At 59.1% G+C, this 13929-nt stretch carries 14 protein-coding genes and 1 pseudogene; 1 reads left to right on the plus strand and 14 read right to left on the minus strand.

All coding sequences use genetic code 11. The annotated features are described in order from the left end of the window. Nucleotides 1–2: 2 nt before the first annotated feature. The 4 genes from NYE69_RS28595 to NYE69_RS28610 all read right to left on the minus strand — a co-directional run bounded on the left by NYE69_RS28595 (nucleotide 3) and on the right by NYE69_RS28610 (nucleotide 5449). A complete protein-coding gene (locus NYE69_RS28595) occupies nucleotides 3–1580 on the minus strand; it encodes a glycosyltransferase family 4 protein (protein WP_340929301.1) in 1578 nt (525 codons plus the stop codon). Nucleotides 1581–1619: 39 nt separating this feature from the next. Next, nucleotides 1620–2756, minus strand: coding sequence for a CgeB family protein (locus tag NYE69_RS28600; protein ID WP_340929302.1), 1137 nt, complete (start codon nucleotides 2754–2756; stop codon nucleotides 1620–1622). Nucleotides 2757–2783: 27 nt separating this feature from the next. Continuing rightward, nucleotides 2784–3887 carry a CgeB family protein gene (locus NYE69_RS28605; RefSeq protein ID WP_445744796.1) on the minus strand — a complete coding sequence of 368 codons (1104 nt, stop codon included), beginning with the start codon at nucleotides 3885–3887 and terminating at the stop codon, nucleotides 2784–2786. A gap of 647 nt (nucleotides 3888–4534) precedes the next feature. Continuing rightward, nucleotides 4535–5449: an IS1595 family transposase gene (locus NYE69_RS28610; RefSeq protein ID WP_340929305.1), complete on the minus strand. Its 915-nt coding sequence runs from the start codon at nucleotides 5447–5449 to the stop codon at nucleotides 4535–4537. A 412-nt stretch (nucleotides 5450–5861) separates the two neighbouring features. On the opposite strand from NYE69_RS28610, the pseudogene NYE69_RS33820 reads away from it, so the two are divergent. After that, nucleotides 5862–6011 (plus strand): annotated as a pseudogene (locus NYE69_RS33820) (IS4 family transposase); the annotation flags it as partial. A gap of 127 nt (nucleotides 6012–6138) precedes the next feature. Here the strand turns inward: NYE69_RS33820 and NYE69_RS28615 are convergent. The 10 genes from NYE69_RS28615 to NYE69_RS28660 form a co-directional block, all read right to left on the minus strand. After that, nucleotides 6139–6528 (minus strand): hypothetical protein, encoded by a 390-nt coding sequence (locus NYE69_RS28615; RefSeq protein ID WP_340929306.1) that lies wholly within the window; start codon nucleotides 6526–6528, stop codon nucleotides 6139–6141. Between the two features lie 4 nt (nucleotides 6529–6532). Next, on the minus strand, nucleotides 6533–6835 hold the full coding sequence (locus tag NYE69_RS28620) for a hypothetical protein (protein ID WP_036620340.1): 303 nt from the start codon (nucleotides 6833–6835) through the stop codon (nucleotides 6533–6535). Continuing rightward, nucleotides 6832–7185: a restriction endonuclease subunit S gene (locus NYE69_RS28625; protein WP_340929308.1), complete on the minus strand. Its 354-nt coding sequence runs from the start codon at nucleotides 7183–7185 to the stop codon at nucleotides 6832–6834. Before NYE69_RS28625 ends, NYE69_RS28620 begins: the two co-directional genes overlap by 4 nt. A gap of 27 nt (nucleotides 7186–7212) precedes the next feature. Further along, on the minus strand, nucleotides 7213–7500 hold the full coding sequence (locus NYE69_RS28630; RefSeq protein WP_082207696.1) for a nucleoside-diphosphate sugar epimerase: 288 nt from the start codon (nucleotides 7498–7500) through the stop codon (nucleotides 7213–7215). A gap of 144 nt (nucleotides 7501–7644) precedes the next feature. Continuing rightward, the gene (locus NYE69_RS28635; protein WP_340929311.1) at nucleotides 7645–8997 is read right to left on the minus strand and encodes a glycosyltransferase family 2 protein; all 1353 of its coding nucleotides are present in this window, start codon (nucleotides 8995–8997) and stop codon (nucleotides 7645–7647) included. A gap of 4 nt (nucleotides 8998–9001) precedes the next feature. Continuing rightward, nucleotides 9002–10168, minus strand: a complete 1167-nt coding sequence (locus NYE69_RS28640; RefSeq protein ID WP_340929312.1) for a GT-D fold domain-containing protein — start codon at nucleotides 10166–10168, stop codon at nucleotides 9002–9004. Between the two features lie 32 nt (nucleotides 10169–10200). Next, complete coding sequence (locus tag NYE69_RS28645) at nucleotides 10201–10932, minus strand: sugar phosphate nucleotidyltransferase (protein WP_340929313.1); 732 nt, start codon at nucleotides 10930–10932, stop codon at nucleotides 10201–10203. A 31-nt stretch (nucleotides 10933–10963) separates the two neighbouring features. After that, nucleotides 10964–11710: a glycosyltransferase family 2 protein gene (locus tag NYE69_RS28650; protein ID WP_340929314.1), complete on the minus strand. Its 747-nt coding sequence runs from the start codon at nucleotides 11708–11710 to the stop codon at nucleotides 10964–10966. Continuing rightward, nucleotides 11707–12894 (minus strand): glycosyltransferase family A protein, encoded by a 1188-nt coding sequence (locus tag NYE69_RS28655; protein ID WP_340929316.1) that lies wholly within the window; start codon nucleotides 12892–12894, stop codon nucleotides 11707–11709. The genes NYE69_RS28650 and NYE69_RS28655 overlap by 4 nt, the downstream gene beginning before the upstream one ends. Beyond that, a complete protein-coding gene (locus NYE69_RS28660) occupies nucleotides 12891–13727 on the minus strand; it encodes a glycosyltransferase family 2 protein (RefSeq protein ID WP_124333097.1) in 837 nt (278 codons plus the stop codon). Before NYE69_RS28660 ends, NYE69_RS28655 begins: the two co-directional genes overlap by 4 nt. Nucleotides 13728–13929 lie beyond the last annotated feature (202 nt).

A 13929-nucleotide genomic window follows, 5' to 3' on the forward strand; every position in this document is an offset into this window, starting at 1 on the left:
CGTTAAGGATGACGGCGTACGGGAGCGGAACGCCGGCGCTGCCGCCCGGGCTTCCGCGAACGAACGCTTCCCGCGGAGGAACGCGCGGGCCGGGTCCGGCGCCGATGTTTTCGCGCCGCCGGACCCGGCCTGCGCTTGCCGGCGGAACGGCTAACGCCCGTCCGCTTCTTGGCCCCGGCAGGCCGCGGGCGGCGTTTGGCTTTGGCGGGGCGTGCACGGCGTTTTGCGCCAGGAGCGGGCCGGGGCGGCGCGCCATGCCCGGAAGGCGCAGGCTCCGCGGCCGCCGGCAACAGTGAAGGCGGGGGCGCCGCTTGCTCCCCCTCCTCCGCGGCGGCAGCCGGGGGCGAAGCCTCCCCCGCCGCCCTGCCTCCATCCGCAGGAGTATTTCCCGGAGCGGAGGTCAGGCGATGCAGCTGCTCCAAAAGCTCATGAAACCGGCCCATATAGGCGGCCGGGCCAAAAACCTCCTCCACCCGAATGCGATTGGCCTGGCCGGCTGCCGCAATCGTGTCGGGAGAGGCCAGCAAACCGGATATTTTGGCCGACAGGCCGGCGATGTCCCCGGCCGTAACCAGATAATCCCCGTTGCCCGTGCCATTTAAAATTTCCTGCAAACCGCCGGAGGCGTAAGCCACTACCGGTTTGCCGAAGATCATCGCTTCCATCGCCGTCATCCCGAACCCTTCGTTGATCAGGCTCGGAATGACCGCAATGTCCATGGCGCTGTAAGCCGCCTCGATCCTGTCCTCGTGGTCGACGAAGACGATGCGGCCGCTTCCCGCCTGAGCCGCCAGCTTGCGCAGAGAACGGTGGAAGGCGCGGTCCGCCTCCCCGCCGATGACGACGAATCGGGCATGCGGAAACGCTTTTTCCAACCCCAGGGCGGCTTGGATAAAATGATCGGGGCCTTTCTCGCGGATGAGAAATGAGGAGATATACCCAACCACCGTCTCCTCCGGCCGGACTCCCCATGCCCGCCGTTTGCCCAGCCGCAGCTGCGGCCAACTCCCGGGGGGCTGGAACTCCCCGCTCTCCCAGGAAGGAAACAGCAGGTTCAGCTTATCCGCCGCAATCTGCCTGCGGAAGGGGCTTAACACCGCTTCGGATATGCCGACGATCCGGTCGCTGTAACAGTCGATCAGGCGAACCGGCTCTTCGGCATAGCCGTTATCCCGCACGACCTCGGTGATATGCCACACCACCGGAATGCCAAGCCGTTTGGCCGCGACCGGCGGGACGATATTGACGCAGGTATTGACGAATACGCCGTCCGGCCGATGTGCGGCAAGCAGGCCGGCGATCTGCTCGGCGGCCTTGCCGCCCATCAACCCTTCAGCGTCCCGGTTCAGTCCTTCATATGGGGAGCACATCCCGTACAGCAGCGGAATATCGCAAACCAGGACGCCGATTCCTCTGCGCCGGGCCAAATAGGTTAACCGGCCTTCCCCGGGGACGACCAGCGTGCAGTCAAAGCTGGCGGACAGCTTCCTGGCCAAAAACAACAGCAGTTTTTCGGCCCCCGTAATGTTGCGGACATTGCTGACATGCGAGAACAAAAACAGCTTTTTTCGCTCCGGCAACGCCGTCACCTCCGTTTATGAAGATCCCGGACCTTGCCGTCATCCGAAAATGTGACGCAGCATTTCGTCCAGGCGATTAGCGTACGTATGATCGCGGTACGTTCTTTCCAGAGCGTTCAGCGCTATCTCTCGTCTTTCTTTTTCATGGTTCAGATAGAAGTGGATCTTATCCAGCATCTCTTGAGGGGAAGAGAACGTTTCGATTTCTTTGCCCGGCTCGTAAAAAAGCGCCAGATCATCGCGGGCATCCACCAGCTGCAGCGTGCCGCAGGCCGAGATTTCAAACGTCCGCGGATTCGGCGACACCGCCTGGACGCCGGCCGTATTGTTGTTGACCGATTCCTCGAACGGAGAGCGATGCAGGTTCAGAACGATTTTCGTCCCGCTATAGGCTTCGGCCGTTTCCACCGGCCCCATCCATTTGTCGAGCTCGATCCGGTCGGCATACAGCGCATATTCCGGCAGGCGATCCCACCAGATGCCGTTTATAACCAAGCCATAGTTCATCAAATCGCCGATCACCGGCTGCAGGTAAGTCACCCTGTTCCAGTAGGCCGAACCGATAAAGCTGAGGTTCCGGCGGATCGGCGACGGCGTCAGCGTTGGACGGTAATGCTCCGTATGCGCCGCAAAAGGCAAATAATGCACGCGGCTGCAGCCGGCCGAGCGGTATAAATCGATGCAGTTGCGCTCGAGTGTAAACACGAAATCATAATGAGAGGAAAGTTCGACGGTCATATCCGTATAATAAGGATCGTCCGTGAACCAGACGGCCGTGGCAATGCCCATGGCCCGCACCGCGTCGATTTGTTCGGTCGGCATTTCCATGCCGTCGAGCACGAGTACGAGATCCGGTCGCAATGCGTTTGCGAGATCAGGAAGAAGCTGCCCCGGCTCGAAAACGATCACCTCGGTAACCAATGTCCGAAGCGTCGCCGTAATCGCTTCGTCGATCGGAGCATAGGGGAACCCTTTCCCGGAAGCGACATATACCACCTTGGCGTTGCGCACCGCAAAAGGAGGCCGTTCCCGCTGCACGATAACGCTGGCCCGGCCGCGCAAATACCCTTCGTGGTATCCGTCCTGCAGCCCGGAGCTTCTCCCGAGCTGCGCCGGATCGGCAGGGTTGCTTACAGGGGCAAAGATCACGGACTCAGGCGATTGTACTGTCAACATAATGTCACTCCTTCAAAAATTTGATCGTTAACGGCTGCCGTCGGCGAAGACGGCTTCGAGAAGACGTCCGATCCGGTCGCCGAACGTATGGTCGCGCCGCGTCGTCCAGAGAGCACGCCAGGCGATCTGCTGACGCTCCTGTTCGCGCTCAAGATAATACGCGATTTTATCCCTAAGCTCGGCGGCATCGCGAAACGTCTCGATGTCGTAACCGGGATGATAATAGGAGGTCAAGTCGGATCGGACATCCGTGATTTGGAACGCACCGCAGGCGGCGATCTCATACGTTCTTGGATTGATGGACCCTCCCGTTATATTCAGGCCGTTCCGATTGTCCTGCCCCGTCAAGGTAGGGCGGTGAATATTTATGACGATTTTGGAGCCGTTGTAGTAAGGGACCGTCTCCTCGGGGGGGATCCAGCCGGGACGAATGAACCGGGCCAGCCGGTCGTAATTCGTCAGCCGCTCCCAATACCCTCCGGCGATCAGCACTTTTTTGTCCTGCAAAAACTCCGTTAAATGATCAAACAGCTCCACGCGGTTCCAAAAGGCGTTGCCGATAAAACAAACGTCAAACCGATGCTCCGGACCCGTCCGCACCGGCCTGAACACCTGCGGATTCGCCGCCAGGGGCAAATAATGAACCTCCCGGCAGCCGGCGTCCCGATAAAGGGATACGCATTCCATCTCATGTGTGAATACAAGGTCGTAAAATAGCGACAGATTGCGGGTATCATCCGTAAAATAAGGATCATCGACGAACCAGACGGCCGTGCGCATACCCATCTCGCGGATCCGGGAAATCTGCTCGGCATGATCGGCGGGGAACACATGCAGCGCGTTCATCACCAGCACCAGATCGGGTCGGAACTGCTCCGCCTCCTGCAGCATCGTTTCCGGAGATGCGACCTTGCTCTCGTGCACCGCTTCCTGCAGGGCAGCCGCCACTCCGCCGTCGATCGCCTCAAATCCTTGAGGCACATAAAGTACGCGCCAGCCGCGTTTCTCCCGGGAAACCGCCGGAATGCGGTCCAGAACGGCCCGGCATCCTCCAAAACGGTATCCCTCATTATATCCGGCCTGATAAGCTTCGCCGGGAGCATTTGCCATCTCGTTCATCAAACTCTTCATCCTATCTTTGTGGGATTCCTGGGTCTTAATAAATATATGCCGAGGGGACACGTGCATCATGGACGACTACCCGGAAGCCTTAGAAATTGGCGAATGCCGCCCGTGAAATAACCTAGCCTCATCCCGTTTTTCCCGGGAAAATCCGCCTTTTCCCGGATACGGACGGCGGGCGTTCGCTTATTTTGGCGTTTGCACTTTTGCGCAGATGTTCCCGAGGGCGGCTTGTCCAGGCAGATTTGTGGTAAATAGGGTCATCTGTGCCGTTACATTTTGCAAACCTCCGTTTTTCCGAAAATAACGGTTAATTCGAAAACCGATCGTGGCAAGAAACGCGGAAGGGCGCCCGAAAGCTTGAGGATAGGGAAGTGGGGGGGAAAGGGGCGGCAGATCAACACTTGTTTTCCGGAGTCTTTGCACAATTATCCCGTTTAATCAGGTAGCAGAGAGAAAGACAAGCTCGGGAGAAAAATATTTGGTGGAGTAGCAGATAGGTTCGAGATAATTTAGACGGGCTTAGGAGAAGGAATCAAGTTTAGGGGAGGTGAAACAGACCGGACAAGAGATTAAGACAGGAGATCAGGACAGGAGATCAAGGACCCATTAAGTTGATCTGCATCAAACTCCCCCCATATTTTCAAGCGTCACGATCAGGCCGCAGCCGCAAGGGGCTGGTTCGGTTGGCGCGCGATCAGCCGGCGGTAAGGGATCGCCGGAATCGCCACACACATGCTCAGTAACTTCTGCCGCATCGTTTCTTCCGCTCCGGGCAGTCCTCCTTGCAGGCGCAGCCGGCGACGTCCGGTGTATTCGTTCAGGTACGCCTGCAGATGCTTCAGTCCCAAGGCTCCATACGTACTCTTCAGCGATTCCCACGCCTCTCTCACCACTTTCCGCAAGGGCGCATACAGCCGAAAGGCCTGAGGGAACGACTGTACCGTCGATGTACGGACATCCACGTGCCCGTTGATGAACGCATCGAGTTCGTGACGGCTTGCCCTTTTTTCGTTTCCCCGTTTATGCGGTACCAGGCGGATTTTGACGTGCTCCGGCTCGCCCGACTCCGTGACCGTGCAGCCGGCTACGACCGCCGTGGCGTACGGATGCGAAACCTGACACCGGGACGGATTACGCCCATACTGATCGCTGTTTACCTTCACGTCTCCGGAGAGCAGCTCCCGGGCATCGAACTCCCCCACGGCATGACGTATTTTTTGCAGCATCGACCACGCGGTCTTGTAGGTGACCCGGATTACCTGGCGCAGCCGCAGCGCTGAGATGCCGCCCTCCAGCAGGAATAAATCCAGCGCCTCGAACCACTTGAGCAAGGGCAGATGCGTTCCTTCAAAAATCGTACCGACCAAAGGCGATGTTTGATGCTTGCACTTTCCGCACTCGAATAAGGGGATATGCCGGGAAGTCAGACGGCTGCACCGGGTGTGAGCGCAGCGCGGGCAGACGAAGCCATTTGGCCACTTCATCGCGATCAGCGCCTCCATGCAGTCCTGCTCGCTGTTAAAACGGCTGCTGAATGGCTGATGTTCCGTTCCCGTATTGACTTCCATATCCGCTCGCCCCCGAATCAAGAATATACGAACATAAGTTCCGTTTATTTCATTATACCAAACACACGTTCTCTAATCAAGCTGAAAATCTCACCTGAACCGCCTCATTTTTTCCTCATCTTTTTTGTTTTTTTCTTCTCTCTTTTTTTAGAACCCTTGCTCTAGCCACCCCCTGCTCCCTGCTCCATGAACAAAAGGGATAATCGTGCAAAGGCAGGCAGCAGGCAGGGACACCAAGACACGAGCGCTTTAGACAGTCCCTTTAAGCAGCCCCTTTAAACAGCCCCCTCACCTGGCGTCGATTTGTGACACGGCTCGAAACGGCTATGGTGTAGAAGGTGGATCCGCTGACCCCGCCGGATCGTGACGCCTCTACATCGTTGGCGCTTCCATGCTTTCTTGCTTCCTTGCTTCCATGTTTGAGCGGAATCGTAGCAAGGCGGCCGAGTTGCTTGTCCGATTTAGAGATCATGCCACTGGCACGTTTTACAAAGGATCTCCTATGCTCACGATGGGCGGGTCGAACGGCTACACCTTTTTGCCCCTCCACTTCACGCTACTTTAGCCCCAGCTGCTTCAAGGCTTGTCTGCCAATTTTTTGCTGCGAAAGTTGAGTTGTAAATTCTATAATGTAAAAAAACCCCGCTACCTTAGACAGGCAGCGGGATTCAGGCTCAGCATCCACCGTTTTAAATTTGGTTTTTGTAAGTCAGCTTATGTCCATCCTCATACCCTTGCGCAAAACCGGCATTAAACCCTTCCTGATAAGCCCCGTTATATGCGTGTTCATAAGCAGCTGCTCCTTCCGGAGTCGTAATTGGAGGCGGCGCCGGCGCTGGTTCGGGCGCCGGTTCGGGCGCCGACTCCGGCGCGGGAGGAAGCGGCAGCGCGGCCACGCGCCGCCGGCGTCTCAGCCTTTTACGCCGAGGGCTTACTCTCCTGATCGTTTTTTTGCGGACCCGTTTGCGGACGGCTCCCCGCCCCCGCTTTAACGTCAATTTACGCTTTTTTCTTAACCGGGCTTTTCTGAGCGCTGCGGATTTGACCCGGCGGCTGCGCCGGACTTTCGTTTTTGCCATCACTTCAATCCTCCTGTTCTCCTCGGGCGGCATCTTTTGCGGCAAAACATGAATCCGATATCCAGGGCAACGAAGGAGTTCCATAATAAACGCAATGGAAGGACAGCCCGCAGACGGTCCGGGCCATCGCTTCCTGATATTTCGTCAGCTTCTCGACATTTTGAGCCAAATGCCTGGCGGTATCGCCGGATAATTCCGTCACGTCGGCCAGGCTGCCAAGGATCCGGGCCATGGCCTGCTGGCTTTGGCTGATGGAATCGATAAGCCGAAGCTTGGCTTCCTCTCCGGCCTTTAGCGCGGATCTCATTTGTCGGAATCCTCCATATCAAAACCGCCGCCAAACAGGCCGCTGAACCCGCCGCCGCTCCCGGACAAGGAATCCTCCTCTTCTTCGGGCAATAAGCTCTTTAAATTGCTGCACAGCCCGTTTTGCAGCTTGGTTAAGCCTTCGATCACTTCCACGAGCTGCTCATGGACATCAAGCGGGTCGGACAACTGCTTCTCATGATCCTCAAAGCTGCTTTCCAGCACGTGGTTGAGTACCCAATTCCGGACCTTCTCCGCTTCAACCGCCTTGGCCTCCAAAATCATCGCGACGTTCCACTGAATTTTGGCGGCCGCATCCAACATATTCAGATATGCCTGCTCCCTGCTCATGCCATCATTCCCCGCTCCCGCACTTCTTCACTCTTCATCTTGGCTTTTCATTTCCTTAATCACAACACCCAAATTCTCAGCCATAGCCTCTTCCAAATCGGCGATGGCATTTAAATAAGAGATCACGCTTTTGTTGATCCGTCCCGCATTTTCAAGAATCCCGGACGTTCCCTCAAACGCGGGTTCGGCATCTGGAATGGCGTGCACGATCTGAGCCATCCGCACGGCAACCTGCCGTTCAGCGTCAATCACCCGCGCCATTTGCTGGTGGGAGTGGGACATATGGGCGATGATCTCCGTAATTTTCTGCTCCACCCTCATTCCTCCCTCATCAATGGGCTACCCGCATCCTCAACATAGCCGAGGACCTGCCCGCCTGTGCCCTGCATTAGCATATGCCGGTACGGATTTGCGCGTTCCAAGCAGGATGAGTTTGCAAATCTTCATTACAAATCTTCATTACAAATCTTCGCTGATGATGCGGGGCGGGGGCGTAATGGGCAGGCCGGCCGGATATTGCTGCAGAATATGGGACGGAACCATTTCCGGAAAAACGCGCAGATTCCATACACGGCAGGCGTATTCCGACATGATTTCCCGCCGCTGGCCGCGGTCGACCTGATATAAGCGTCCATCGGTGCTGCGGGCCACCGCCCCTTCAGGCAGGCCGGCGGTTTCTTCCGTCCGCGGTTCCGCCGGGGTTTGCGGCGCGCCAACCGGAATTTGCAGCAGATCGACAACCGACAGACGGACCGGGGGCGGGCCGCCTCCCGTCACTCCCGGCAGGGCTGCGGAAACCGGATGCCTTACGCCGTGCTCCAGCCAATACACCGTATCGGACCACCCTTTTACGTACGTATGCGTAGGATAAAAATCAACCGCCCTCTGCCCGTGCCCCGTCCGGGACTCGGGTTTGCGAAGGAGAAGTCCGTGCAGATCCCCCCACTTTTCGGCAAAATAGTCGTGATTGCGGGCATTCACTTGCTCAAAGCCTTGCGCACCAAGCGCTTTCATCGTGGAACTTCCGTAATGGTGAACAAACGTATCGCCGGCCATCACCATCCTTTTGCCCTGCAAAAGCAGTCTGGCCACCCAATCGTCATCCTCATAATTGCCGATAACGTATCCCTCATCAAAATAACCGGCTTGCTCCAGCGTACTGCGCGGAAACAGCAGGCAAAAGCCGACCAGGCGGCTTACCTCCCGCCATTTCCGGGGATCGGGGGCGTTATAGGCAGCGGCGAAAGCCGGCATTTCGGCGACGTCCTCATAGGGCACGTCGATCTGCTGGTCACCGCCGATGTAATTCGTGACCGGCCCGACGGCCGCCGCCCCGGTCAGCTTTAGACAGCCCAGCAGCTGATCCAGCCAGCGCTCAGTTACGAGCACATCGTTGTTGAGCAGCACGATCGTTTGTCCTTTGGCCATCATCAGCCCCGTATTCACCGCTCGCGCAAAACCGAGGTTTTGCGGATGAACGGCCAAACGGACCCGGTTTCGGCGCCGTCGCACTTCATCTACCGTGCCGTCGTCCGATCCGTTGTCCACGACGATCACTTCATACGGCGGAGCGGTATGGGCCTCGATTCGGTCCAGGCATTCGGCCAGCAAGTCTTTGCGGTTGTAGGTCGGTATGATGATGCTCGTTCCTTCAAAGCCCGCGCCGAACGAACGTTTTCCTTCCACAATCCCGTGCGCGTAACCGGCGGCATACCCGTGTTCATAAGCGCGGCGGGAGTCTTCCTTGCGGTTAACATCGGGGCCGCTTAGCCCCTGGCGTTTACCCGGTTTGCGGTTTCTTCCGAGCGCCAAGCGTCTACACCTCCTGAATCGGCGGCATAACCGCCTCTCCACTGATCAATTTGTTGGCCAGATGCCCAAGGTCAAGCGTCACCTTGCCGTGCTCTCTAGCGAGGCGTTCACAGAGAATAACGGCGGCGATTCCTGCGGCGACGAGGGCAAGGTCAAACGGGATGCCGCGCGCAAGCTCCATTACCCGCGGTACGTCGCCCACCCCGTTGACCGGGGCGATGCTGCCGGCAATATCGGCTCCCCAAAGCCTCAAGACCTTCGCAAGGGCGAAAGCCTTATCGCCGATCAAAAGCACGCGGCGGCCTTTAAGCAGCCTGGCGAAATACCCCTCCTCGTTCAACTCGTAATTGATCGTAGAGGTGGTGAGCTGCAGCGTGCGGTAATCGATGCCGTAATGGCGAAACACCGGAAACAGCAAGCCCTGATAGGAGGGATGGCGAGATTGGGGGATGCCGATGATGCCGGCGGCGCGGACGGCGGCGGCAAGCGTCTCGCGCGCGGACGGATCCGGCAGCTGTACGCCCGCATAGGGCAAAAAAGCGCCCCATCGCATCGCCTCCTCCACCGGGAGGACGGTGTCATGGGCGAGCGTCAGCATTTCGCCGTCGCCAAGGCGCACGATGGACAGCGGCCGACCTTCGCTAAGGGCCCGCTCGGCGGCCACAAACACGTCAGCAGCCCGCAGCAAAGGGGACAATGCCCCGGCGACGGCATGGAATCCGGCGGCGATGACATCGTCCACCGTCAGCTCGGGCAGCATCATATGGCGGGGAATAAGCCGCTCCAGCTTCGCCTCCCCGCCCGCGAACAGCCCCTCGCGGTACCCGGCGGCATAGGCCTCCTCGCGGGTCGCGAACTCCGCCGGTCCGGGGACGGGGGAAAGCCCCGCCGCCGAATCGGCGGCCGGGAAAGGCGCGGCCGCATTCGGCGAAGACGAGGGCGGCGGGGGAGCCGCTGCCTTGGCAGGCTGCGGCGCGTAAGCACCCTGGCCCGCCGCCGTCCGCCGCGCCGCCGCGTTCCCCCGTCCGGCGATGCGGCGGCGTTTTCCGCTGGCGTACCGGCCGTAGCCGCCGCGCCTACCGGCAGGGCGGGGACGCTTCGCCCCCGCCGCTCTTCTCGCCGCTGTCCGCGTTTTGCGGGACAGGCCGGCTTTTTGAGCGCGATGTGCCATCCTCATAACGCCCCTTTCGCGTCCAATAACGGTCAGGGAAGGACGCCACGCATCCGGATGCTTGCCTCCTGCAGCGATTCCGGCGTTCCGGCGTCCCCCCACCACAGCTGAAGGACGTCGTATTCCAGCTTGCCCGCCTTGGCATAGCGGTTATTGACGTCCGTAATCTCAAGCTCGCCGCGGGCCGACCGGCCGATGCCGCGGATAATCCCAAAAACGGCATCATCATACATATAAATGCCGGTGACCGAAAAGTTCGATTTCGGCTTTTTCGGTTTTTCCTCGATATAGGCGATCAAGCTCGAATCGGCCACGTCGAATACCGGAACGCCGTATCTGCGGGGATCGTCCACCGGCTTCAGCATCACCCGGGCGCTTCCCGGCGGTTGTTGCTTAAACTTTTCCACGTACGGGGTCAAATCGTCCAAAAACAAGTTATCGCCCAGCAGTACGACGAATTTGTCTCCGGGCGGAATAAATCCTTCGGCGAGTTCCAGCGCTTCGGCGATGCCTCCCGCCGACTCCTGTACGCGATACGTCAGGTTTACGCCAAAATTTTCGCCGCTGCCGAGATAATCCGCGTACAATCCGGCGGACTGCTTGCCGATGACTATGAGAATGTCGGTGATTCCGGCTTGACGCAGCCGTTCTATGCCGTAACAGACCATCGGATGATTCCCGACAGGAAGCAGATGCTTGTTGATTAACCGGGTCAGCGGGTATAGACGCGTTCCTGTGCCTCCCGCCAAAATCACACCTTTCATGAACTCTCCTCCCCAAAAAAAGTGATATAAGCTAGATAAACTGCCAGGGATCCACTCCCCATTTATCGATGAACTTTTTGCGGTTTTGCTCGATGATCCCGTTCCATCCTCCCGGATGACAGGCTCTGAAGCTTGCGCTGCCGGCATGGTAGACCAGCGTATCTCCGCAGATCAGCAGCCGATAACCCTGCCGCCGCGCCCGGTAACAGTAGTCGTCGTCTTCATAATGGCCCGGCGAAAACCGCTCATCCAACAGCCCTACCCGGTCCAGCACTTCCCGCTTGAACAGCAGGCACATGCCCACCAGGCGCCGCACGTCCTGCCATTTGCCGGGATCGGACCGGTTGAACCGCTCGGCGGCCCGGAGGAAATCGTCCCGATCCTTCCAAGGGACGGCGACCTGCTGCCGGCCGCTGGCGTAATTCGTCACCGGGCCGACCAGGCCGACATCGTCCGCGCTGCCGAGAGCGGCCAGCATATTGGACAGCCATCCCGGGGCCACGATGACGTCGTTGTTCAGCACGAGAAGCTGCTCGCCGGACGCGATCAATAGTCCCCGATTCACGGCAGCCGGAAAACCTTCGTTTCGCGGCAATGCCGCCAAAATAAGCTTTTCCCGTAAGCAGAATTGCGCGGTTTCGTCATCTGAACCGTTATCCACAACGATAATTTCATACGGTACCTCCGTATGCCTACGAATCGCTTCTACGCAGGGCCGAAGCAAATGCAGCCCGTTGTAGGTCGGTATGATAATGCTGGTTAGTCCGCCTCCGCTCACTGCGCATTCCTCGCTTTCGCCAGCTCGTTCCTGGGCAGCGTAGTATGGCGCAGGCGTACGCCTTCCGTCTGCATCACCGCGCCCAGCGCTTCGATATGGTCGCCGATGATCATTTGGGCAACGGCGTTTCCGGCCCCGGTATTGCCCCTGCGAATCCGGTTTTTCCGCACGACGTCGACGGAATACGGAGCGCCGACCGTGAGGCCGCGGGCGAGCGCCAGCGCCTGGGCCTTCGGAGGGACGATCAACGCCCCGGTTCCCACCGTCTGCAGCGTCCGGCGAGAAATCGCATGCGGCACCGCCGTTAGCGAATTGGCTTGCAAATCGGGCCGCCCCAAGGCGTGGTTCAGGAACGTTTTGCAGCGCGTCACCTCATCCTGCTGCGGAAACGGAGGCAAATACGGCGACAGATTGTTCAGCGCGAGGTCCATTCCCTGATCGACGGCGATCAGAAAAGCCGCCAAATCCTCCGCAGGCAAAACCATATCCCCGTCGGTAAACAGCAAAATAGGCTCCGAGGCTGCCGCAGCGCCTATCGCCCGTCCAATATCATGGCCCAGCCGCTCCGGAAAATTCAGCTTCGTCACCCGGGGATCCCATTCCACCGCGGCAAAGCTGCCATCGCTGCAGCCGTTCAGCACGACGATGATTTCCTTAAGCGGCAGCTTGCGCAGCTCCGCTAACACAGCGGGCAGCGTTCGTTCTTCGTTGCTTGCGGTGACGATCGCGGCTGCGCCCTCCTTTAACGGCAGTGGAATCCACGGGTCCGCGAGCCCGGATGTGTCTGCGTAACCCTTGCGGAAAGCGAGGGCGATCGGCAGTATTTCACGATAGGACAAACCTGCCGGGGCATGATCAAGATACCAGCTTTGAAAGCTCTGCTGCACCCGCTCCGGGTTCGCGGGGCCCTGGGCCCCGTCCAATATGGCGGCACGGGTCCCCGCTTCCGCTGCCGCCAGCTCCAGCCGGTGGTTCTCGCCGGCCATAGGGGCCGCCCCGCCGGTTTGGGTGTGGCCTGGGCCGTCCCGCCGAACGCCAGGGCGGCGGCCAAAGCGATAGCCGCTTGAAGGCCGTCCGGCTGCGCGGCCCGGCTGCACCTGCTTAGGGCGGCGTCTTTTGCGCATCCGTCCCGGCAGGGGCCATGTGCGGCTGCGGCGGCGCTTTACCTGTTTTCTCGCATTCATTCCATCCACCTCACCCTGCCGCGCATGCGGCCGAGATCGCCGTAACCGCCGCGCGGCCCTTTTTGGAGGGTCAGCCAATGCACGGCCGCCAAATGATCGCCGACAACCAGAGAGGTCAGCGGATCTTCACGTCTTCCTCCAGCTCGCCGCCGGGCCCTGACCGGATTTAATCTGCCCACGGGCACGGTGTGGACGGCCTGCACGTTTAAGCCGAGAAGCACCGCCTTGGCCTGGGCCAGCGGAGGGATCTCCAGCGTTTGAAGTCCAATGAGTTCCGCCCCCCGCCTGCTTAAAGCATGCGGAACGGCGGTTAATGATGCTCCTTTCAGATCGGTTCGCGACAGCATGCCGTTCAGTACATGCTTCGCCAGCACGACCGGGTGGGTCTTTTTGCTGGCAACCGGACCGGAATATCCGTTCAGCGCCACGTCCACCCCGGATAACACCGCCTCCGCAAAAGGGCGCAGCTCCTTTGCCGGGATGACCATGTCGGCGTCGATGAACAGGAGCACCGAGCCGCGGGCCGCCTCCGCACCGACGCGTCTGCCGACATCGTGCCCAAGCGGCTTTGCCGATCGGATCACGCGGGCTCCGCTTTTTTTGGCCAGCTCCGCCGTTCCGTCCGTCGAGCCGTTTGCGACGACGATCGTTTCGCTGCGGGGATGCAATCGTCCGGCTTCGCGCAGAACGTCCCGCAGCGTGGCTCTTTCGTTCATCGCCGGGATGATGATCGAAACAATCGGGTCCTGATGATTGACCAAACGCGGCATCGCCGGCTTGCTCTGAATCTTTTTACGGTTCAGGCGGCCTTGAATTTTGCGTTTATTGACCATGTCTCTTTCCTCCCAGATCGTGATATACCGGAGCATATACAACAGTGTATGTGATGCTGTCGGCGTTGTAACGGCAAACGTACAGCTGTCCTCCGGACCGGACTTGCCACTCTGCCCCTGTCGCTTCCGCCGCTATCACGGCTCTTCAGACAAGAAAAACCCGGCCGGCGGCCGGGTCCTTATATGTTGCCTCTACGTTGAT

Source organism: Paenibacillus sp. FSL R5-0527, from assembly GCF_038008055.1.
Lineage (GTDB): Bacteria > Bacillota > Bacilli > Paenibacillales > Paenibacillaceae > Fontibacillus > Fontibacillus macerans.